22 protein-coding genes and 1 pseudogene are annotated in these 21293 nt (G+C 70.9%); 13 read left to right on the top strand and 10 right to left on the bottom strand.

All coding sequences use genetic code 11. From position 1 onward, the window contains the following. The first annotated feature begins 74 nt into the window (after positions 1 to 74). From AC3CH1_RS07050 to AC3CH1_RS07025, 6 genes are all read left to right on the top strand, one after another. Positions 75 to 1820 carry an ABC transporter substrate-binding protein gene (locus AC3CH1_RS07050; protein ID WP_488462075.1) on the top strand — a complete coding sequence of 582 codons (1746 nt, stop codon included), beginning with the start codon at positions 75 to 77 and terminating at the stop codon, positions 1818 to 1820. A 20-nt stretch (positions 1821 to 1840) separates the two neighbouring features. Next, positions 1841 to 2812 carry an ABC transporter permease gene (locus AC3CH1_RS07045; RefSeq protein ID WP_488462074.1) on the top strand — a complete coding sequence of 324 codons (972 nt, stop codon included), beginning with the start codon at positions 1841 to 1843 and terminating at the stop codon, positions 2810 to 2812. Then, positions 2809 to 3795, top strand: a complete 987-nt coding sequence (locus AC3CH1_RS07040) for an ABC transporter permease (protein ID WP_488462073.1) — start codon at positions 2809 to 2811, stop codon at positions 3793 to 3795. Before AC3CH1_RS07045 ends, AC3CH1_RS07040 begins: the two co-directional genes overlap by 4 nt. A 1-nt stretch (position 3796) precedes the next feature. Further along, a complete protein-coding gene (locus AC3CH1_RS07035; protein ID WP_488462072.1) occupies positions 3797 to 4870 on the top strand; it encodes an ABC transporter ATP-binding protein in 1074 nt (357 codons plus the stop codon). Continuing rightward, positions 4867 to 5898, top strand: a complete 1032-nt coding sequence (locus AC3CH1_RS07030; RefSeq protein WP_488462071.1) for an ABC transporter ATP-binding protein — start codon at positions 4867 to 4869, stop codon at positions 5896 to 5898. Before AC3CH1_RS07035 ends, AC3CH1_RS07030 begins: the two co-directional genes overlap by 4 nt. A gap of 329 nt (positions 5899 to 6227) precedes the next feature. Continuing rightward, positions 6228 to 8780 carry a collagenase gene (locus tag AC3CH1_RS07025; protein ID WP_488462169.1) on the top strand — a complete coding sequence of 851 codons (2553 nt, stop codon included), beginning with the start codon at positions 6228 to 6230 and terminating at the stop codon, positions 8778 to 8780. 171 nt (positions 8781 to 8951) lie between these two features. Here AC3CH1_RS07025 and AC3CH1_RS07020 read toward each other — a convergent pair whose 3' ends face one another. The 3 genes from AC3CH1_RS07020 to AC3CH1_RS07010 all read right to left on the bottom strand — a co-directional run bounded on the left by AC3CH1_RS07020 (position 8952) and on the right by AC3CH1_RS07010 (position 10870). Then, positions 8952 to 9875 (bottom strand): IS3 family transposase, encoded by a 924-nt coding sequence (locus AC3CH1_RS07020; RefSeq protein ID WP_488462070.1) that lies wholly within the window; start codon positions 9873 to 9875, stop codon positions 8952 to 8954. Beyond that, positions 9872 to 10171 (bottom strand): transposase, encoded by a 300-nt coding sequence (locus tag AC3CH1_RS07015; RefSeq protein WP_488462068.1) that lies wholly within the window; start codon positions 10169 to 10171, stop codon positions 9872 to 9874. Before AC3CH1_RS07015 ends, AC3CH1_RS07020 begins: the two co-directional genes overlap by 4 nt. Before the next feature lie 264 nt (positions 10172 to 10435). Then, entirely contained in the window at positions 10436 to 10870 is a 435-nt protein-coding gene (locus tag AC3CH1_RS07010) for a hypothetical protein (protein WP_488462069.1), read from the bottom strand. 291 nt (positions 10871 to 11161) lie between these two features. On the opposite strand from AC3CH1_RS07010, the gene AC3CH1_RS07005 reads away from it, so the two are divergent. Together AC3CH1_RS07005 and AC3CH1_RS07000 are read left to right on the top strand one after the other, a co-directional pair. After that, positions 11162 to 11461 (top strand): transposase, encoded by a 300-nt coding sequence (locus tag AC3CH1_RS07005; RefSeq protein WP_488462068.1) that lies wholly within the window; start codon positions 11162 to 11164, stop codon positions 11459 to 11461. Beyond that, a pseudogene (locus AC3CH1_RS07000) lies at positions 11458 to 12291 on the top strand (IS3 family transposase); the annotation flags it as partial. The gene AC3CH1_RS07005 and the pseudogene AC3CH1_RS07000, both read left to right, overlap by 4 nt. A 178-nt stretch (positions 12292 to 12469) precedes the next feature. On the opposite strand, the gene AC3CH1_RS06995 reads toward AC3CH1_RS07000, so the two are convergent. Further along, entirely contained in the window at positions 12470 to 13114 is a 645-nt protein-coding gene (locus AC3CH1_RS06995; RefSeq protein ID WP_397921802.1) for a LysE family translocator, read from the bottom strand. A 198-nt stretch (positions 13115 to 13312) separates the two neighbouring features. On the opposite strand from AC3CH1_RS06995, the gene AC3CH1_RS06990 reads away from it, so the two are divergent. Then, positions 13313 to 14656 (top strand): aminotransferase-like domain-containing protein, encoded by a 1344-nt coding sequence (locus AC3CH1_RS06990; protein ID WP_488462067.1) that lies wholly within the window; start codon positions 13313 to 13315, stop codon positions 14654 to 14656. Positions 14657 to 14706: 50 nt separating this feature from the next. On the opposite strand, the gene AC3CH1_RS06985 is transcribed toward AC3CH1_RS06990, so the two are convergent. Both AC3CH1_RS06985 and AC3CH1_RS06980 read right to left on the bottom strand, forming a co-directional pair. After that, positions 14707 to 14937: a hypothetical protein gene (locus AC3CH1_RS06985; RefSeq protein WP_018957022.1), complete on the bottom strand. Its 231-nt coding sequence runs from the start codon at positions 14935 to 14937 to the stop codon at positions 14707 to 14709. Next, positions 14934 to 15314 (bottom strand): hypothetical protein, encoded by a 381-nt coding sequence (locus AC3CH1_RS06980; protein ID WP_488462066.1) that lies wholly within the window; start codon positions 15312 to 15314, stop codon positions 14934 to 14936. Before AC3CH1_RS06980 ends, AC3CH1_RS06985 begins: the two co-directional genes overlap by 4 nt. 186 nt (positions 15315 to 15500) lie before the next feature. On the opposite strand from AC3CH1_RS06980, the gene AC3CH1_RS06975 reads away from it, so the two are divergent. After that, positions 15501 to 16337, top strand: a complete 837-nt coding sequence (locus AC3CH1_RS06975; RefSeq protein ID WP_488462065.1) for a helix-turn-helix domain-containing protein — start codon at positions 15501 to 15503, stop codon at positions 16335 to 16337. Beyond that, entirely contained in the window at positions 16324 to 16533 is a 210-nt protein-coding gene (locus AC3CH1_RS06970; protein ID WP_488462064.1) for a DUF397 domain-containing protein, read from the top strand. Before AC3CH1_RS06975 ends, AC3CH1_RS06970 begins: the two co-directional genes overlap by 14 nt. 170 nt (positions 16534 to 16703) lie before the next feature. Here the strand turns inward: AC3CH1_RS06970 and AC3CH1_RS06965 are convergent, their stop codons facing one another. From AC3CH1_RS06965 to AC3CH1_RS06955, 3 genes are all read right to left on the bottom strand, one after another. Beyond that, positions 16704 to 18221, bottom strand: coding sequence for a cryptochrome/photolyase family protein (locus tag AC3CH1_RS06965; RefSeq protein WP_488462063.1), 1518 nt, complete (start codon positions 18219 to 18221; stop codon positions 16704 to 16706). 178 nt (positions 18222 to 18399) lie between these two features. Continuing rightward, positions 18400 to 18570 carry a hypothetical protein gene (locus AC3CH1_RS06960; RefSeq protein ID WP_488462062.1) on the bottom strand — a complete coding sequence of 57 codons (171 nt, stop codon included), beginning with the start codon at positions 18568 to 18570 and terminating at the stop codon, positions 18400 to 18402. After that, the gene (locus tag AC3CH1_RS06955) at positions 18567 to 18839 is read right to left on the bottom strand and encodes a hypothetical protein (RefSeq protein WP_488462061.1); all 273 of its coding nucleotides are present in this window, start codon (positions 18837 to 18839) and stop codon (positions 18567 to 18569) included. The genes AC3CH1_RS06960 and AC3CH1_RS06955 overlap by 4 nt, the downstream gene beginning before the upstream one ends. Before the next feature lie 116 nt (positions 18840 to 18955). On the opposite strand from AC3CH1_RS06955, the gene AC3CH1_RS06950 reads away from it, so the two are divergent. Then, positions 18956 to 19771, top strand: a complete 816-nt coding sequence (locus AC3CH1_RS06950; protein ID WP_488462168.1) for a helix-turn-helix transcriptional regulator — start codon at positions 18956 to 18958, stop codon at positions 19769 to 19771. Here AC3CH1_RS06950 and AC3CH1_RS06945 read toward each other — a convergent pair. Beyond that, entirely contained in the window at positions 19765 to 19983 is a 219-nt protein-coding gene (locus tag AC3CH1_RS06945; RefSeq protein ID WP_488462060.1) for a hypothetical protein, read from the bottom strand. The two genes, AC3CH1_RS06950 and AC3CH1_RS06945, sit on opposite strands and share 7 nt — an antisense overlap. Before the next feature lie 159 nt (positions 19984 to 20142). Between AC3CH1_RS06945 and AC3CH1_RS06940 the strand changes: the two genes are divergently transcribed. Then, positions 20143 to 21108, top strand: coding sequence for a hypothetical protein (locus AC3CH1_RS06940; protein WP_488462059.1), 966 nt, complete (start codon positions 20143 to 20145; stop codon positions 21106 to 21108). Positions 21109 to 21293: the final 185 nt, after the last annotated feature.

Below are 21293 nucleotides of genomic sequence, written 5' to 3'. Positions count from 1 at the left end.
GGCCCGCTGCCCCTTCTGTTCTCCGGCCCGGCACCGCTTCTGCCGCGACCCTTCCCCGTACGAGGAGTGCACCCATGTCCCGTCGCACCCGGATGCTGTCCGCATCCCTGAGCACCTCGCTCGCCCTGACCCTGCTGGGCGCCTGCACCACCCAGGGAGGTGACGACCGCGACCCGGACGAGCGGCAGCCCGGTGTGGCGACCGGCACCGTCATCGGCGGCACGCCGAAGCGGGGCGGCACCCTGACCGTGCTGTCCAACCAGGACTTCGCCCACCTGGACCCGGCCCGCAACTGGGTCATGCCGACGATGGACTTCGGCACCCGGCTGATCTACCGCACCCTGACCACCTTCCGCGCCGAACCCGGGAAGAAGGGCAGCGAGATCGTCCCCGACCTCGCCACCGACCTCGGCAGATCCTCCGACGGCGGCCGCACCTGGACCTTCACCCTCAAGCCCGGCCTCGTCTACGAGGACGGCACCCCGATCCGGGCCCGCGACATCAAGTACAACGTCGAGCGGTCCTTCGCCCCCGACCTCGCCGGCGGACCCGACTACGCCCAGCGCTATCTGGCCGGCACCGAGGGGTACGCCGGTCCGCTGGACGGCAAGCACCTCGACTCGATCCGGACCCCCGACGACCGGACCATCGTCTTCTCGCTGCGCAGACCCGTCGCCGAGTTCTCCTACACGGTCACGCTGCCCACCTTCTCGCCCGTGCCCGAGTCCCGGGAGAAGGGCGTCCAGTACGACCTGCGGCCCTTCTCCTCCGGCCCGTACCGCATCGAGAGCTACGCGCGCGGCAAGAAGCTGGTGCTGGTCCGCAACACCCACTGGGACGCGGCGACCGACCCGGTGCGCAAGGCCTACCCCGACCGCATCGTCGTCATCCAGGGGCTCAAGGGCGGCCAGATCGACGACCGGATCATCGAGAGCGCGGGCATCGACGCCTCGGCGGTCGAGTGGTCCGACCTCCAGCCCTCCAGCGTCGCCAAGGTCCTGCCGAAGCCGGAGATCCGGCAGCGGCTCTCCGCCGAGCGCACCGGCTGTACGGACATGCTCGCGCTGAACACCTCCCGGGCGCCGTTCGACGACCCGAAGCTCCGCATCGCGATGCAGTACGCCGTCGACAAGGAGGCCCAGGTGACCGCCAACGGCGGCCCGGCCCTCAACGACGTCGCCACCGCCTATCTGCCGCCGTCCCTCACCGGCGGCCGTGCAGCCGCCCCGCTCCACGGCGGGCCCGCAACCGGTGATGTGAAGAAGGCCGAGAAGCTGCTCGCCGAGGCGGGGAAGGCCGACGGCTTCGACACGACGATCACCGTGTCCACCGGGGACAAGACCCGCGCCGAGGCGCTCCAGCAGAGCCTGGACCGGGTCGGCATACGCCTGCGGATCGAGACCGTCGACCCCTCGGTCTACTACGACACCATCGGCGATACCGCGGGCGCCCCCGACATGGCCATCAGCGGCTGGTGCCCGGACTACCCGTCCGCCGCCACCTTCCTGCCGTTCGTCTTCGACGGCCGCACCATCAAGCCCAAGGGCAACCAGGGCAACGTCTCCCAGTTCCGCGACAAGGCCGTCGAGCGCCGCATGGACGAGATCGGCGCGATGGCCGACGCGACCGCCGCCAACAAGGCCTGGACCGCACTCGACCGGGAGATCCAGCGCAGCTCCCCGGCCGTCCCCCTGCTCTGGGAGCGCAAGCCGCTGCTCGTCGGCGACAACATCGCCGGAGCCTTCGGACACCCCTCCTGGACCGGCCAGTTCGACTTCGCCGTGATCGGTCTCAAGGACCCGTCCCGAAGCAAGGGCTGAGGGGACGAGGACGCATTCCCATGAGCATCGTCACCGCCCCGGCCGCCGGACCGGGCGACGCCCCGACAGCCGGCGGACCCGGCTCACCCGCCCTGCCCGACGCCCTCTGGCGGACCACCTGGCGCCGCCTGTGGGGCGACCGGGGCAGCCGGACCGCCCTGATCGCCGCCGCCCTGCTGATCCTGGTCGCCCTCACCGCGCCCCTGCTCAGCCGCATGGGCGGCTGGTCGCCCACCGCCTTCGACGCCGACGCCATCGACCCCTACCTCGGCGGCCTGCCCCACGGCGCCCTCGGCGGCATCAGCGCCGAACACTGGCTCGGCGTCGAACCGGTCACCGGCCGCGACCTGTTCGCCCGCGTCGTCCACGGCGCACAGGTGTCCCTGCTGATCGCCTTCGCCGCCACCGCGATCGTCGTCGTCACCGGCACCGCCGCGGGCATCGCCGCCGGGTACTTCGGCGGGCGCGTCGACACCGTGCTGAGCCGGCTGATGGACCTCACCATGTCCTTCCCCTCGCTCATCTTCATGATCGCGATGATGTCCGTGGCCCAGGACGTCAACCGGGTCGTGCTGATGACCGTCGTCATCGGCGTCTTCGGCTGGCCCGGCATCGCCCGCGTGGTGCGCGCCGAGGCGCTCTCCCTGCGCCACCGCGAGTTCGTCGAGGCCGCCCGCGCCTGCGGCAGCGGGCCCTGGCGCATCCTCACCCGGCAGGTGCTGCCCAACATCTCCGGACCCGTCATCGCGTACACCACGCTGCTGATCCCCGGAATGATCAGCACGGAGGCGGCGCTCAGCTTCCTCGGGGTGGGCGTGCGCCCGCCCACCCCCTCCTGGGGCCAGATGATCGCCGAGGCCGTCGCCTACTACGAGACGGACCCCATGTACTTCATCGTCCCCAGCGTCTTCCTCTTCGTCGCCGTCCTCGCCTTCACGGTCCTCGGCGACGCGCTGCGCGACATCCTCGACCCCCAGGGCGGACGCCCGTGATCGCCTACCTGGTCCGCAGACTCCTCGGCGTGGCCGGCGTTCTGCTCGCCATCTGCGCCGTCACCTTCGTCATCTTCTACCTGCTGCCCGCCGACCCCGCCTCGGCGGCCTGCGGCAAGACGTGCAGCCCCGAACGCCTCGCCGAGGTCCGCCACTTCATGGGCCTCGACCAGCCCGTCCGGCGACAGTTCGGCGACTACCTCGTCGGGATCTTCGCCGGCCGCGAGCTGGGCAGCGGCCCCCACGCGTTGCAGTGCGGCTTCCCCTGCCTCGGCTACTCCTACGAGAACGCCCTGCCGGTGTGGGACCTGCTGATGGACCGCCTGCCCGTCTCCGTCTCCCTGGCCTTCGGCGCCGCAAGCCTGTGGCTGGTGCTCGGGCTGAGCGCCGGGGTGACCGCCGCCCTGCGCAAGGGCGGGCTGCTCGACCGCACCCTGATGGTCGGCGCGGTGGCCACCGCCTCCCTGCCCGTCTACTTCACCGCGGTGATGCTCCTGTACGGGCTGGTCCGGCTGACCGGGCTGTTGCCCTACCCCGCCTACGTCCCACTCACCGACGACCCCCTCGCCTGGGCCGCCAACCTGCTGCTGCCGTGGATCGCCCTGGCCCTGCTCTACGCCGCCATGTACGCCCGGCAGAGCCGCAGTTCGATGATCGAGACGATGGCGCAGCCGTACATCAGGACCGCCCGCGCCAAGGGCCTGCCCGCCCGGACCGTCGTGGTCAAACACGGCCTGCGGTCCGCGATGATGCCGGTCCTCACGCTCTTCGGGATGGACCTCGGCGCCCTGCTGGCCGGAGCGGTCATCACCGAGTCCATCTTCGGGATCCCCGGCGTCGGCCGGCTCTTCTACGACGCCCTGCAACGCTCCGACCAGCCCGTCGTGCTCGGCGTGACCCTGCTCGCGGCCTTCTTCATCGTGGCGGCCAACGTCGTCATCGACCTCCTGTACGCCGTCGTCGACCCGAGGGTGAGGAACTGACGTGCCGCCCACCACCGCACCGGACCACCCCCTGCTCCGCGTCCACGACCTGCGGGTCGCCTTCGACACCCCCGCCGGAACCGTCCAGGCGGTCGACGGGGTCTCCTTCACCGTGGAGGCCGGCCGCACCCTGGGTCTGGTCGGCGAGTCCGGATCCGGCAAGTCGGTCACCTCCCTCGCCGTGATGGGCCTGCACCGCCGGGCCCACGTGAGCGGATCGATCACCCTCGCCGGACAGGAACTCCTCGGCCTGACCGACCGCCGCTTCGGCCGGCTGCGCGGCCGCCGGATGGCCATGGTCTTCCAGGACCCGCTCTCCGCACTGCACCCCGCGTACACCGTCGGCGAGCAGATCGCGGAGGCCCATCGCCATCACTTCGGCAGCGGCCGGCGCGTCGCCCGCAGACGCGCCGTGGAGATGCTCGGCGAGGTCGGCATCCCCGAACCGGCCCGCCGGGCGGGGGAGTACGCGCACCAGTTCTCCGGCGGCATGCGCCAGCGCGCCATGATCGCCATGGCCCTCGCCTGCGAGCCCGAACTCCTCGTCGCCGACGAGCCGACCACCGCGCTCGACGTCACCGTCCAGGCGCAGATCCTCGAACTGATCGCCCGGCTCCAACAGGAACGCGGGCTCGGCGTCCTGATGATCACCCACGACCTGGGCGTGGTGGCCCGCGTCGCCCACGAGGTGCTCGTCATGTACGGCGGACGCGGCGCCGAACAGGCCCCGGTGGACGAGCTGTTCCACAGCCCCGCGCACCCCTACACCCGGGGCCTCCTGGACTCCCTGCCCCGACTGGACGACCCGGACGACGCACCGCTGCGCGCGATCCCCGGCTCCCCGCCGTCACCCGCCGAACCGAGACCCGGCTGCCCCTTCGAACCGCGCTGCCCCAGGGCCGCTGCCGCCACCGCCCCGGAGCGGGCCCGCTGCGCCGGGGAGAGCCCCCGCCCCGTGGCCGTGCCCGGCGGCGGCCGGCTGGTCGCCTGCCACCTGCCCCTTTCGGCCGTCCCGACCGTCCCGCACCCCGGTCCGCCCGGCGGGGCCCCCGTACCGGCCGAGGAGGCCCGATGAAACCCACCCTCCCCAAGCCCCCTCCTGCAACAGCGAGTTCTACGGAGGATGGCGCCGCGCCCCTGCTGTCCGTACGCGGGCTGGTGAAGACGTTCCCCGGCCGCCGCGTCCTGGGCCGCGCCGCCGCGCCGGTCCGCGCGGTGGACGGCGTCGATCTGGAGCTCGCCGCAGGGGAGACCCTCGGGCTGGTCGGAGAGTCCGGCTGCGGCAAGTCGACCACGGGCCGGATGCTGGTCCGACTGCTCGAACCCACCGCCGGGACCGTCGAGTTCGAGGGCCGCGACATCACGCATCTGTCCCAGCGCGAGCTGCGACCGGTCCGGCAGCACCTCCAGATCATCTTCCAGGACCCCCACGCCTCCCTGAACCCCCGGCAGACCGTCGCCCGGATCATCTCCGAGCCCCTGCTCGTGCAGGGGGCCACGGTCGGGGCGGCCCGGGACCGGGCCGCCGAACTGCTCGACCTGGTGGGGCTGGGCTCCGAACACCTGGACCGGCACCCGTACCAGTTCTCCGGCGGCCAGGCCCAGCGCATCGGCATCGCCCGCGCCCTGGCGACCGGCCCCCGCCTGATCGTCGCCGACGAGCCGGTCTCCGCGCTCGACGTGTCCGTGCAGGCCCAGGTCGTCAACCTGATGGAGCGTCTGGGCGAGGAACTGGGCCTGTCGTTCCTCTTCATCGCCCACGACCTGTCCGTCGTGAAGCGGGTGTGCGACCGGGTGGCGGTGATGTACCTGGGCCGCATCGTCGAGATCGGCGACAAGCGCGAGCTGTACGACAGGCCGGCGCACCCCTATACCCGGGCGCTGCTCTCGGCGGTCCCGCTGCCCGACCCGGCGGCGGAGCGCCGCCGGGAGCGGATCCTCCTGCTCGGCGACCCGCCGAGCCCGGCCTCGCCGCCCAGCGGCTGCGGTTTCCATCCGCGCTGCCCCAAGGCGCAGGCCGTGTGCCGTACCGAGCGGCCGCTGCTCCAGGTCGTGGGCTCCGGCGCGCGTACGGCGGCCTGCCACTTCCCCGATACGGGCTGAGAGGCCCGAGGCTCCCGGCGGCCCGGAATACCCTCGGGCCGCCTCCGCCCGCCGGGCCACCCCACCCCGCCGGGCCGCGTTCACCGGAAAGTCGTACCGGATTCGGCCACATGTCTTCCCAGTGATGTGTGACCTGTGCCATTGTACATGTCACAGGGCGTGGGCATGTCAATGCCGAACGGCGGCCCCCTTCCGTCCGGCCGACAGCACGGCACGGCACGACAACACCCCCTGCCCCACGCCCTGTGCATCCCATCGGTCACGCATGTGCGTGCCTCCGATCCCTCATGGGAGGAAACAACGTGAGAACCACACTCGTCCGCCGAGGTGTGGGTGCCGTTCTGCCCCTGGCTCTGGCCGGGGCGATGAGCGTCGCGCTGCTCGCGCAGCCGGCCCAGGCGCAGCCGAACTCCCCTTCGGCCGCCACGGCATCGAACGCGTCCCAGTCGTCCCGTCCCGCCGGGTCGGTCGACCCCGCGCCGCAGGCGCAGCAGTCCCCCACCTCGGACACCGGCCACCAGGCCAAGGACCGGTTGAAGGCGTCCCAGCTCCCCCCGCTGAGCGCCGACAAGTCCCCCCTCAAGGAGGCCTACGGCGAGCACGACGCCCCGTCGAAGCAGAGCGCGGGCCAGAAGTCCTCGGCGAAGGCGGCCGCCGCGTGCGACCCGGCCGAATTCACCGGCCGCACCGGCGCCGAACTGGTCCGGCACATCAGGGCGTCCACCACGGACTGCGTGAACACCCTGTTCAGCCTGACCGGCAGCAACGCCCAACTGGCTTTCCGAGAAGCCCAGATGACCTCGGTGGCCTACGCGCTGCGCGACAACGCCGCCTCCTACCCGGGTGACGGGAGCACCGGCATCCCGCAGCTCGTGCTGTACCTCCGCGCCGGGTACTACGTGCAGTGGTACAACCCGGACGTCGTCGGACCGTACGGCCCCACCCTCCAGACCGCGATCCGCTCGGGCCTCGACGCGTTCTTCGCCAGCCCCCGCTCGCGTGACGTCACCGACGCCAACGGCGACACGCTCTCCGAGGCGGTCGTCCTGATCGACAGCGCCCAGGAGAACGCCCGGTACATCCCCGTCGTCAAGCGGATGCTGGCCGACTACGACTCCTCCTGGAACGCGTCCTCACGGATGCTCGCCGCGCTCAACAAGGTTTACACGGTGACCTTCCGGGGCCACTATGTGCCCGCGTTCGTCAGCGCCGTCGAGTCGGACCCGAGCCTCATCGACTCGCTGCACCGCTTCGCCGCCGACCACCTCTCCCTGCTGGAGGGCGACCACGCGTACCTGACCTCCAACGCCGGACGTGAACTGGGCCGGTTCCTCCAGCACACGAGCCTGCGGAGCAAGGTCCGGCCGCTGGTCACCGCCCTGCTCCGGGACACCTCCATCACCGGCCCCACCGCCCCGCTCTGGGTGGGCATAGCGGAGATGGCCGACTACTACGACAAGGCGAACTGCGCCACGTACGGCGTCTGCGACCTCCAGGAGCGCCTCAAGCGCGAGGTCCTGCCGGTCCGCCACACCTGTAGCCCCAGCATCCGCATCCTGGCCCAGCAGATGACGTCCGCCGAGCTGAGCGCCAGCTGCACCAGCCTCATCCAGCAGGACGCCTACTTCCACCGGATCGCCAAGGACAACGGCCCGGTCGCCGACGACAACAACACCGCCATCGAGGTGATCGCCTACGACTCCAGCGACGACTACCAGACCTACGCCGGCGCCATGTACGGGATCGACACCAACAACGGCGGCATGTACCTGGAGGGCGACCCCTCCGTCGTGGGCAACCAGCCCCGCTTCATCGCCTACGAGGCCGAGTGGCTGCGGCCGGACTTCCACATCTGGAACCTCAACCACGAGTACACCCACTACCTCGACGGCCGCTTCACGATGCACGGCGACTTCGCCGACAACATGACCACTCCCACCATCTGGTGGGTCGAGGGCTTCGCGGAGTACATCTCCTACCACTACCGCGAGGAGCCCTACACCGCGGCGATGACCGAGGCGGGCAAGGGCACCTACGCCCTCTCCACCCTCTTCAGCACCGACTACAGCCACGACACCAACCGGGTCTACCGCTGGGGCTACCTCGCCGTGCGCTACATGCTGGAGAAGCACCCCGCCGACCTGGACAAGGTGCTCGCCCACTACCGCGCCGGCGAGTGGAGCGCGGCCCGCACCTACCTCACCAGCACCATCGGCACCCGCTACGACAGCGACTGGAAGACCTGGCTTGCGGCCTGCGCCGCAGGTGACTGCGGTGGCGGCGGCCAGCCGGGCAACCAGGCCCCCACCGCCGAGTTCACCGCCGCGGTCAAGGACCTGACCGTCACGCTCACCGACCGCTCCACCGACGCCGACGGCACCATCGCCTCCCGCGCCTGGGACTTCGGCGACGGCACCACCTCCACCCAGACCAACCCCGCCAAGACCTACAGCGCCGCGGGGAGTTACACCGTCCGGCTGACCGTGACCGACGACAAGGGCACCACGGCCACCACCACCCGGACGGTCACCGTGACCGGCGGCTCCACCGTCGGCGAGTGCACCGCCTCCGACACCCGCTTGCTGGGCAAGAACTGCCGTCGTGGCAACCTCTCCGCCACCACCGGCAACTACGCCTACCACTACCTGAACATCCCGGCCGGCACCAGGACGCTGAAGATCACCGTCAGCGGCGGCACCGGCAACGCCGACCTCTACTACAGCAACCGCAACTGGGCCACCACCGGCGCGCACACCAACCGCGCCACCGGCCCCGGCAACTCCCACACCCTGACCATCAGCAACCCGCCGTCCGGCGCCAACTACATCAGCCTCCACGCGGCGGCCGCCTTCAACGGCGCCACCCTCACCACCGAGTACTGACCCGCCGCTTCACCCCCTCCGGCCGGGGTCGGCGCCATCGGCGCCGGCCCCGGCTCCCCCGTGCGCGGGGCGACCGGCGGTGGTGGGCGGCGGTGGTGGAGGCAGTGGTGGCCGGTCGGACTCCACTGTCACTGCCTGCACATACAGTCGAAGCATCACTCGGGGGAGCACTCACGTGAAGTTCCCCTGTGATCTTGGACACTCGTTCGTTATGCCGCGAGGGCGTGTTGGTGCCGCTGTGGTTTCGGAGGGTGTGAGGTAGCCGAAGATCTTGTGCTTGCGCGGGCGGCGGCGGTTGTAGAAGGTCTCGATGAAGGAAAAGACCTCGGCGCGGGCGGTGGCCCGGTCGGGCCAGGTACGGGTGCTGATCTCTTCCTTGAGCAGGGCCCAGAAGCTTTCCGCGGCAGCGTTGTCGTAACACGATCCGGTGCGTCCGCAGCTCTGCCGCAGCCCCAACGCCCGTATGTGATCGCGGAATTGCGCCGATGTGTACTCGCTGCCGCGATCGCTGTGGATCACGCATCCGGGCTCCAGGCCGCCTCGGCCGTAGGCCATGTCGAGGGCGTCGACGACGAGCTCGGCGCGGTGGTGGTCGGCCATGGCGTAACCGACGATCTCGCGGGTGGCCAGGTCCAGCCAGCAGGCGAGGTAGAGCCAGCCCTCGGCCGTCGGGAGGTAGGTGATGTCGCCGACCAGCCGGGTGCCGGGACGCTCGGCGTGGAAGTCGCGGACGATCAGGTCCGGGGCCGGCTTCGCCTTCGCATCCGGCCGGGTCAGCGAGCGGTGCTTGCGGCGGGTGACGCCGCGGATGTCGCGCTCACGCATTACGCGGGCGACGCGCTTGCGGTTCACCCGTCGGCCCAGGCGGCGCAGTTCGGCGTGGATGCGCGGGACACCATAGGTGTGCCGGGAAGCGATGTGCACCACGGTGATCTCGTGCGCGAGCGCGTCGTCGGTGGCCTGCCTGGCACGACGGGCGGCCTCGCCCTCGCACCAGGCGTAGTACGAGGAGCGGGCCACCTTCAGCACCCGGCACAGCAGGACGATCGGGTATGTCGCCTTCTCCGCGTGGATCAACCGGTACAACGCGGTCACCGGTCGTTCTCCTTCACGAAGAAGGCCGTCGCTTTTTTCAGGATCTCGATCGTCTGCTGCTGTTCACGGACCTCCTTGCGCAGCCGCTTGAGCTCCTCGCGCTCGGCGCTGGTCAGCTCACCGGAGCCACCCTCTCCCCGGTCCGCCTTCGCCCGGCGGTACCAGCCGCGCAGGGACTCGGAACTGATGCCCAGTTCCCGGGCGACGGCGGTGACCGTCTTGCCCGAGGAGTCGACGAGCGCGATCGCGTCCCGCTTGAACTCCTCGGTGTACCGCTTCGTGTACTTGTTTCCCACCTGGTGCTACTTCCTCTGGAACCTCGAGTCCCAGTCTCCAGGTGTCCACGATCAAGGGGAAGCTTCAATCGCGCCTACAACCTCAGTATTGGGCAAGCCGCTGCCGAAGGGCCGCCGTGCCTCACGGACGGCGGCCCTCCTCATGGTGCGCGGACCTGCTACTCGCCAGGCTCTACCTGGAAGTGGCTGGCATTGGAGCCCGGCGGGTCGGTTTGGTCCCGTTTCAGCCTTGGTGTGGGCTCAGGGGCCGGGCGAAGCCTTTGGTCAGCAGGACACCACGGCCGAGACGGTGGCGGTCGACGGGGGCCAGCCCCACTGGTTCACGGAGAAGCTGTTGGTGACCGTCGAACCGCACGGCGCGGTAGTGACGATACTGCCGACCGAGGTCGCACCCGCCTGCACGAGCACGGTCGGGTTGATGGGCGCGATCGGGGCGCCGCCGACAACCGTTCCGGAGACCGTGAAGCCGACCTGCTGGGGCTGCCACCCGGAGTTGGTCGTGGCTGCGACCCCGTAGAAGCGCACCTGGTTGCCGGTCACCTCGACACAGGCTCGGGTCAGCAAGATCCCGGGCGCACCGGGGGTGCCGCAGGTGATGACGGGGCCGGCCGACCCGGTCGGCGCGGCGACGGCTTCCTGGCCGGTGGCCAGGGCAGCCAGGGTCGCAGCGGCGACCGCAACAGCGGCAAGACTCTTCATGGGGTCCCTCTCTCTTTCGTTGCCCTCACTGGAGAGCAATGTGAAATGTCACATACCTTTCGGATGAATCATGGCAGTGCATCGAGGGGCAGCGCCGGATTCCGAGGTAAAAAGTATCTTTTCTACTTGTGTCAGCCAATAACTGGCCTGAATGGCGCGTCAGTGGCCACGCGGGAAGTTGCCGCACGTGCACTGGTGTCGGCGGTGAAGGAGGCGGTCGCACTTGAAGCTTCCCCTTGATCGTGGACACCTGGAGACTGGGACTCGAGGTTCCAGAGGAAGTAGCACCAGGTGGGAAACAAGTACACGAAGCGGTACACCGAGGAGTTCAAGCGGGACGCGATCGCGCTCGTCGACTCCTCGGGCAAGACGGTCACCGCCGTCGCCCGGGAACTGGGCATCAGTTCCGAGTCCCTGCGCGGCTGGTACCGCCGGGCGAAGGCGGACCGGGGAGAGGGTGGCTCCGGTGAGCTGACCAGCGCCGAGCGCGAGGAGCTCAAGCGGCTGCGCAAGGAGGTCCGTGAACAGCAGCAGACGATCGAGATCCTGAAAAAAGCGACGGCCTTCTTCGTGAAGGAGAACGACCGGTGACCGCGTTGTACCGGTTGATCCACGCGGAGAAGGCGACATACCCGATCGTCCTGCTGTGCCGGGTGCTGAAGGTGGCCCGCTCCTCGTACTACGCCTGGTGCGAGGGCGAGGCCGCCCGTCGTGCCAGGCAGGCCACCGACGACGCGCTCGCGCACGAGATCACCGTGGTGCACATCGCTTCCCGGCACACCTATGGTGTCCCGCGCATCCACGCCGAACTGCGCCGCCTGGGCCGACGGGTGAACCGCAAGCGCGTCGCCCGCGTAATGCGTGAGCGCGACATCCGCGGCGTCACCCGCCGCAAGCACCGCTCGCTGACCCGGCCGGATGCGAAGGCGAAGCCGGCCCCGGACCTGATCGTCCGCGACTTCCACGCCGAGCGTCCCGGCACCCGGCTGGTCGGCGACATCACCTACCTCCCGACGGCCGAGGGCTGGCTCTACCTCGCCTGCTGGCTGGACCTGGCCACCCGCGAGATCGTCGGTTACGCCATGGCCGACCACCACCGCGCCGAGCTCGTCGTCGACGCCCTCGACATGGCCTACGGCCGAGGCGGCCTGGAGCCCGGATGCGTGATCCACAGCGATCGCGGCAGCGAGTACACATCGGCGCAATTCCGCGATCACATACGGGCGTTGGGGCTGCGGCAGAGCTGCGGACGCACCGGATCGTGTTACGACAACGCTGCCGCGGAAAGCTTCTGGGCCCTGCTCAAGGAAGAGATCAGCACCCGTACCTGGCCCGACCGGGCCACCGCCCGCGCCGAGGTCTTTTCCTTCATCGAGACCTTCTACAACCGCCGCCGCCCGCGCAAGCACAAGATCTTCGGCTACCTCACACCCTCCGAAACCACAGCGGCACCAACACGCCCTCGCGGCATAACGAACGAGTGTCCAAGATCACAGGGGAACTTCAGTCGGCAACAACCCCAAGTTGGAGGTCTATGTGCAGAGCCGTTCGGTGAACAGGAAGCTCAAGGCCGACACGCGACTGCTCATCATGCTCTGATCATGCTCGGGCCGGTGCCGAGGTGTCCGTCGCCACCGAGACGGCGAGCAGGCCCAACGCCGCGCCCATCAGGTAGCGCTGGACGCGGAGCCAGGACGGGCGGCGGGCGAGGAAGACGGCGATGGCTCCCGCCGCCAGGACGATGCCCAGATTGACGGTGAGGGCCACCACGATCTGGACGGAGCCCAGCAGAAAGCCCTGGAGCAGGACGTTTCCCGCCTCCAGGCTGATGAACTGCGGGATGAGGGAGAGGTACATGATGGCGATCTTCGGGTTGAGCAGATTCGTCATCAGGCCCATGGTGAACAGCTTGCGCGGGGAGTCGTGCGGCAGCTCCTCGGGGGCGAAGACGGACACGCCCCCGGGCCTCAGGGCGTTCCAGGCCAGATAGGCCAGGTAGGCGGCGCCGGCCAGCTTCACGGCCACGTACAGCTCGGGCACCGCGAGGAAGACCACCGAAAGACCGAGATTCGTGGCCAGAAGGTAGACCAGGAAGCCCACGGCCACACCGCTCAGGGAGACCACCCCCGCGCGTCGCCCCTGCGTGATGCTCCGGGAGACGAGATAGATCATGTTGGGGCCCGGGGTGAGCACCATGCCCAGGGCGACCATCGCGACCCCCAGCACCCCGCTCAGCTCAACCATGCTCGCCCGCCGCTCTGTTCGTGGGGCGCCGGTCGGGTCCGGCGCCCTGTGCACCGGCCCCCCGCGACCGGTGCAATCGGAGTCTAGGGTCGCCGTTCTGCTCGGTTCAATAGGTGCCATTGCACTCGGTGCAATGCCATGCTTGACTGCCGCTCGCCAGGGATCCGATGCCGAACGCTCACCAGGGAGGCGAAGCCCGTGAAGGACTTCCGGTCCGTCGCCGACGAGGTGACGGAGGAGATCGCGGCTGGGCGGCTCAAGGGTGGGGAACGACTGCCTCCGCAGCGGGAGTTCGCCCGGCTCCATGCCATCGCCGACTCCACCGCCGCCCGCGTCTACCAGGAGCTGGCCCGCCGGGGCCTCACGGTCGGCCAGGTCGGACGCGGCACGTTCGTCACGGAGGCACCCGGCGCTCCCGCCCCCGCCCCGGCCCTCTCCGAGCCCGCCGACAGCCGGGTCGACCTGGAGCTCAACCACCCCGTCGTCCCCGAACAGGCCGGGCTGCTCGCCGCCGGCCTGGAGAAGCTGGTGCGCGCCGACCGCCTGGAGTCGTTCCTCCGCCCGGTCGGGCCCGCCGGTACGCCCGCCGCCCGCGAGGCCGCCGCCGATCTCCTCGCGCGCGGGCGGTGGCGGCCCGGCCCGGAGCGGATCCTGTTCGCGGGCAACGGCCGCCAGGCCGTCTCCGCCGCCGTCGCCGCGCTGACCCGGCCGGGCGCCCGGCTGGGCGTCGAGGAGTTCACCTATCCGGTGCTGAAGGCCATCGCCGCCCGGCTCGGTGTCGTCCTCGTGCCCCTGGCCATGGACGGGGACGGGCTGATCCCGGAGGCGGTCAAGGAGGCGCACCGCGCGGATCCGCTGCACGCCGTCTACGTGCAGCCGGTTCTCCACAACCCGCTGTCCCTCACCATGCCTGAGCGGCGGCTCGACCAGTTGGCCGAGGTGCTGCTGACATCGGGGATCGACGCGATCGAGGACGCCGTCTGGGCCTTCCTCCGGGACGACGTGGCGCCCCTCGCCTCTCGGGCCGCCGAGCGGACCGTCCTCGTCGACAGCCTCTCCAAACGGCTCTCCCCGGGGCTGTCCCTCGGCTTCGCCGTCGCCCCGGAGGCGATGGCGGGCAGGGTCGCGGGGGCCCTGCGCTCCGGAGGCTGGACACCCATGCGGTTCCCCCTGGAGGCGATGGCGCGCTGGCAGACGGACGGCGCCGTCGACATCCTCGTACGGGCCAAGCGGCGCGAGGCGGGGGCCCGTCAGGAGATCGCCCACCGGCACCTCGGCGACTTCCGCACCCGCAGCGCCCCCTCCTCGTACTACCGCTGGTGGGAGCTGCCCGCCCCCTGGCGCGCCGACACCTTCGTGGCCGCCGCCGCGCGGCACGGCATCGCGGTGACCCCGGCAGCGGCGTTTACCGCGGGTCGCCCCCGGGGCCCGCAGGCGATCCGCCTCGGCCTGGCGTCACCCGCCCGGGAAACCCTCGCCCGGTCCCTCGCGACCCTCGCCGACCTCGCCCGGTCCGCGCCGGAGGACTTCGCGGGGGAGTGAGGGTGTGCCCTTTCGGTCCGCTGACGTGGCGCCGGTGGCGGCTGCCGAGGTCAGAAGGGGTGCGGGTGCCGACTGCGGGCGTTGACCTCGGCGAGCTGCGCGCTCAGGAACTCGGCCCGGCTGAGCAGTCGTAGGTGGGCTGGATCGGCTTCCCACGCCCGGCCCCCGCCGAGCGGCCGGAGCAGCACGTACGGGTTGCTCCGGCCCGTCACCAGCCCGACCCGGCCGCTCCCGCTGTCGTGGACGGCCACCCCGATCCCGGGGACACCGTCCTCGGTCACCGGGCCAGCCCGTTGGTGATCGCCGTCGCGAGGGCGTGAGCCACGGGCGCGGAGCACACGCCGAGGTGGACGAGGGCGTAGCGGATCTCACCGGACCGCTCCGTCGCCGGCGGCGCGGGGTCGTCGGTGTTCTCGCCGCCACCGTACGGGGAGGGCGTGCCGTCTTCGCGGAGGGCGTCGGCCCACGGGGTACGGACGTCCATCGCGGGAAGTTGGATGCCGGCCCGGGACAGGACGGTGGCGAGGGCATCGCGGGCGTCCAGGGCTTCTTGGACCTTGGCCGCGCCAGGGAGTCCGCCGGGCGGGACCGGGACGTGGGCGGTGGTGGCGGAGTTGTGCTGGGGCGTCCGGCGGGGGAGGGGCGGCTTGGAGGACATGTGGGGCCTCTTCTTTCGGCTGGTTGTCGCGCGGAACCTGTGCCCCGGCCGCAGGTCGTGAACTACCGTGCGTGAGGGACTCGTTACGAGAATGTCCTGGTCAGGGGCGGAGTCCTGCCGAAGCCGGGGGAGCTTCCCCGGCCGGATCCGCAAGTTCCACACGTTCCACGTTTCACGGAGGGCGCGATGCCGACGAGGCGAGCGGTCACGGGCCGCAGCAGGGAACCACGAGCCCGGTTCGCGGAGGAGCTACGCCTCCTGCGCACGGCGCGCGGCCACAGCCTGCGGCAACTGGGCGACCGGCTGGGCTGGGACTGGTCGCTGTTCGGCAAGATGGAGAAGGGCGAGACGGTCGGCGGCCCGGAGGTCGTCCAGGCGCTGGACACGCACTACGGGACGCCTGGGCTGCTGCTGGCGCTGTGGGAGTTGGCGGTCAGTGACAAGACCCAGTTCAAGGAGCGCTACCGGCGGTACATGGCGCTGGAGGCCGAGGCCGTGAGCATGTGGCACTTCGCGGTGAGCGTGCTGCCGGGGTTGTTGCAGACGCCGGGGTACGCGCGGGAAATCTTGGCGTCGGGTGGGCTCAGGGGCGAGGCGCTGGACCAGCAGGTCGAGGCTCGGATGGGTCGGCGGGAGCTGCTCGCTGGTGAGGACGTGCCGCAGTTCCGGACCATCCTGTCCGAGGCAGTGTTGCGGACCCCACTGCGAGACCGGAGGGAGTGGGAGGCGCAGCTGGAGTATCTGCTGGAGGTCGGAGAGCGGGAGGACGTGACACTGCAGGTGGCACCGTTCAGCGCGGGTCTGCATGGCCTTACTAACGCCGATGTCATGTTCCTCCGTCTGCCCGATGGGCGTACCGTGGCGTATGCCGAGAACGGGTACAGGGGCGAACTCATCGAGGAATCTGTACCGGTTGAGCGGCTGCAACGTGCGTACGATTCGGTGCGCGACCTGGCTCTTTCACCAGCCGAGTCGCGGAAGTTCATTCTGCGCATCCTGGAGGAAGCACGTGCGAGCCTGTGATCTGAACGCAGCCACTTGGCGGAAGAGCAGCTACAGCAACCAGGACGGCGGCCAATGCCTTGAGGTTGCAGACGGCTTCGCCCCGGTTGTTCCGGTTCGCGACAGCAAGAACCCGCACCGCCCGGTGCTCGCGTTCGCGGCTGACGGCTGGTCGTCGTTCGTGTCTGCTGTCCGGAACGGCGAGCTGAGCGCCTGATCCGGATCTTGTACGAGGTGGCCCTCCCTGACACGTTCAGCGAGGGCCATCGGCGTCATCGGGGTGCCGGCAAGGAGCGGCGAACCAGGTGACAAGCGGCGATGCCGGACGCAGCTCGCGGGGCGCGCTCACGGTCCGAGAGCCGCGCTCCGGGTCCGTTCCCGCACTTCTCAAGGTGCCCGGTCCCCCCGCTCCGAGGTCTCCTCCAGAAGCTCGTCGAGGTCCTTCAGCCGGTCCAGGCCCTTGACCGCCCTCGCCATGCGGTGGTTGGCGCTCAGGGCGGTCCGGTGGCGGTGCAGGAAGGCCCAGTAGCCCGCCGTGTACGGGCAGGCGTGTTCGCCGGTCCGGTCGGTGGGGCGGTAGGCGCAGGGGGCGCACAGGTCGCTCATCCTGTTGATGTAGGCGCCGCCGGAGGTGTACGGCTTGGTCGTCATCCGGCCGCCGTCCGCGTACTGCGACATGCCGACCACGTTGGGGAGCATCACCCAGTCGTAGCCGTCCACGAAGCAGCGGTGGAACCAGTCGGTCACGGCGGCCGGGTCCCAGCCGTCCTGCAGGGCGCGGCTGCCCAGCACCATCAGGCGCGGGATGTGATGGGTCCAGCCCGTGTCACGGACCTGGGCCAGCACGGTGGACAGGCAGTTCGCGGTGACCGCCTCCGCGTCCAGGTCGAGGAACCAGTCGGGCAGCGGGGCGGTGTGTCGCAGCGCGTTGCGGCCCCGGTAGTCCTCGCCGAAGTGCCAGTAGAGCTGCCACACGTACTCCCGCCAGCCGGCGATCTGGCGCACGAAACCCTCGACGCTGTTGAGCGGGGCCTCGCCCGCGCGCCAGGCCTTCTCGGCACGCTCGACGCATTCGGCAGGGTCCAGGAGTCCCAGGTTGAGGGGGGCCGACAACAGGCTGTGGCTCATCACGGGGTCGGCCGAGAGCATCGCGTCCTCGTAGCGGCCGAAGTCGCCGAGGCGGTGCGAGACGAAGCGCCGGAGCGCGGCCAGCGCTTCCCGCCGGGTGACGGGGAAGCGGCGGGGGCCGTCGCGGCCGACGAACGAGACCTGCCCGTCCCGTTCCCAGCGGTCGAGGTCGTGGCGTACCTCGTCGTCGATCTCGTCCTCGGCCGGGCTGTACGGAGCGGGCACCTCCAGGGTCGAGCAGCCCCGGGGCGGCGGCTCGCGGTTGTCGTGGTCGAGGTTCCACGTTCCCCCGGCAGGCTCGTCGCCGTCCATGAGCAGCTCGTGGCGCCGGCGGACCCACCGGTAGAAGCCCTCCATCCGCAGGCGGTCGCCCGTGTGCTCGTGCGCCCACGCCCCGAACTCCGTATGCGGCAGCAGGAAGCCCCGGGCCGGGAGGACGTCGACCTCCTCCCGGGCGGTCACGAAGCCCCGCGCCGCCCGGGAGGTCGGGTGGCAGACCGTCAGGCGGCTCCCGCGTCCGCCGAACCCCGCCTCCGCCAGGCCGTCCGCGTACGTCTCGGTCTGTACGTAGCGGACGCGGTCGCCCAGTTCGGCCGCCCGGTGCCGCATCGCGGAGAGGACGAGGTGGGCCTTGGCCCGGTGGAAGCGGCGTCGGCGCAGCACGGACCGGGCCTCGATCATCAGGACGGGGGCGTGCGCGTCCGGTCCGTCGTGGCGGGGGTCCAGGAAGTGGGGGCCGAGCTGGTCCCCGAAGAGCCAGTGGGTGCGTGGTGCCATGAGGTGCGTCCGTCCTGCCGTCGGGAACCCCTTCCGTCAGGCTAGGGACGGCCGGGAAGGCCCTGGTGACGCCACGCCGGGCCCTGGGAGCTGCCGTCTGCCGGGCGGGCGCCGCCGGCAGTTCGACGACAGGGCCCTACCGCGTCGAGGGCGGCGCCGACAGTTCGACGACAGGGCCCTACCGAGCCAAGGGCGCCGCCGTCATCCGCCGCAGCCCCGTGTACTGGAGCGCGGAGTAGACCGCCACGATCACGGCGCCGATCAGCAGGAACACCACCCCGAAGCCGTTGAGCGGCACAAAGTCGGCGAAGGCCGTCACCACGCAGCCGACCGCGCACAGGGCGTTCACGGCGACGACGGTCCTGGCCAGGGCGGGCGGATCACCGGATAGCCCGCGATCAGTGCGAGGGAGGCCGCCCCGCCGATCTGGAAGATTCCGAACGCCACGGCGAAGGCCACGGGCATCCCGGTCGCGGAGCCGAGCGGCACGGCCGCCGCGACGAGCACGACGCCCATCACGGCAGTGCTCACACTGTCGACGCGCAGCACCAGACGGAGGAACCGGGCGGCGTCCCGTGCGGGAGCCACCGTCGCGGAGGGGGTGAGGGCGTACGTCATCTGAGATCTCCTTCGGCCGGTGGGGTCGGTGACACCGTGCCACGCGCAGAGGCCCGCACTCCATGACCTCGCAGGTCATGGAGGCGCGGACGGCGGACCACGGATACGGTGAGGTCATGGAGACCGAAGAGCCGCCCAGGGTAGGCCTGTTGCTCCGGGAGTGGCGCCGCCGCCGCAAGCTCAGCCAGCTCGACCTGGCGCTGCGGGCGGACTCCTCCACCCGGCACCTCTCCTGCGTGGAGACCGGCCGTGCCCGGCCGAGCCGGGAGATGGTCCTCCGGCTCGCCGACCACCTCGACGTCCCGCTGCGGGACCGCAACGGCCTGCTGCTGGCGGCCGGTTACGCCCCCGCGTACCGGGAGTCGCCGCTCGACAGCGGGCGGATGGCCATGGTCCGCTCCGCGATCAGGGCGATGCTGGCCGGCCACGAGCCGTACCCGGCCGCGGCGATCGACCGGATCTGGAACATCGTCGACCGCAACGACGCGATGTCCCTCCTGCTCGGCACCGTGCCGCCGCACCTGACGGAGTCCGGCGGCAACGTGATGCGGCTGATCCTCCACCCGGAGGGCCTTGCCTCCCAGTGCCTCAACTTCGCCCAGGTCCGCGCCCATGCACTCGGCCGGCTGCGGCACCAGGCCGACACCACCGGCCACCGTGATCTGCGGGAGCTGTACGAGGAGGTGTCCGCCTACCCGGCCCCGCCGGACCTCGACGCCGATCCCGGGCCGGTGGACCCGACGGGCATCGTCGTCCCGTTGCGCATCCGCACGCCGCTCGGCGACATGGCGTTCTTCAGCACGATCGCCACCTTCGGCGCCCCCGCCGACGTGACCCTCTCGGAACTCGCGGTGGAGTCGTTCTTCCCGATGGACGAGCAGACGGACACCTTGCTGCGCGCCCTGGCGGCGGTGGGACCCGAGGGTCAGTGACGGCGCTGTACTGATCCGCGCTCCCCGTGGGGGTGGGCCCGGAAGGCGCGCCCGTCGGTCTTCATCTGCTGTGCCCGCAGCCGGGCCGACTGCTCGATCAGCAGTCCGTCCACGTTCTCGGTGGGCCCGCTTCGCCCGCGCCGGACCAGCACCACCGCACACCACACGGCTGACCCGCCCAGTCCTGCCATCAGTGCGACGAATGTCCCCATGGAATCCCGTTCCCATCCGCTGCGGTCCAGCCGGTGAGCGGGATTCTTCCTGCCTCGTGCCCTCGCCACAAGGTCACCTCCCGTTTGACTTGATACCCCTAGGGGGTATCTTGGGTGGTCAGTGGTCGCGACCCGGCGACCTTGACGAGGGAGTGGGCCATGCATACCGGTCTCAAGATCACGGCCTTCGCCGCGGCGCTCGCGGCGACCTTCGGGTCGGCGTACGCCGCGGGCGGGGCCATGGATCCCGCTGTCGCCGAAAAGGCGCCGTCCCACCAGGACGGCCACGGCGCGAAGGAGGCCGCGGAGAAGGGGGCGGCGGAGAAGAGTGCGGGTGAGGCCCCGGAGCTTCCCGGTGGCCTGCAGATCTCCCAAGGGGGCTACACCCTCGCTCTCGACACCCCGCGCGTGGAGGCCGGCGAGCCCGCCGAGCTACGCTTCGCCGTCGTGGACGAGGACTCCTCCCGCAAGGTGACGGCGTTCCGCCGCGAACACGGCAAGGAGCTGCACCTGATCGTGGCGTCGAGCGACCTCACGACCTACCGGCACCTGCACCCCGAACGGGCCGCCGACGGCACCTGGTCCACCCCCGTCGAACTCCCCGAGGCCGGCGGCTACCGGGTCTTCGCCGACTTCACCCCGGAGGGGAAGAACGCCGAGGGCGTCACCCTGGGCGCGGACCTCGCCGTATCGGGCGAAGCGCGCCCCGAGGCGCTGCCGAAGGCGGAGCGGACGGTGACCGTCGACGGGTACGAGGTGACGCTCGACGGGGCGCTGCGCCCCGGTGCGGGCAGCGAGCTGAAGCTGGAGGTCGAGAAGGACGGCAAGCCGGTCACCGACCTCCAGCCCTACCTCGGCGCGTACGGCCACCTCGTCGCGCTGCGCGCCGGGGACCTGGCCTACCTCCACGTGCACCCGAACGGCGAACCGGGCGACGGGCGGACGAAGCCGGGGCCGGAGGTCTCCTTCACCGCGACCGCCCCGAGCCGGGGGGCCTACCGCCTCTTCCTCGACTTCCGGCACGAGGGGAAGGTCCGTACGGCCGCCTTCACCGTGCACGCCGGGGGAGCCGCGACCGGGGAACTCGTGCCGGAGAAGGAGGAATCCGCCGAGCACGGACACTGAGCGCGGCCTGTCCGTCCCGGGTGGGTCCATAACGATCAGCACACGGGGGGAGCGTGTCCCGCCGTGTGGGCGGAGGGGGCCCCCGTCGGCGGTCCCGGTGCCCAACAGTCCGGCCCCCGGGGCCAGTCCACGGATCCGCTGCACCTCGGGGGTGAGGCGCCGAGAAGGAATGTGAGGCGCGACGG

The sequence above is a fragment of the Streptomyces sp. MGP-P1 genome (genome assembly GCF_057766565.1).
This window is presented reverse-complemented; position numbering and strand designations above follow the sequence as displayed.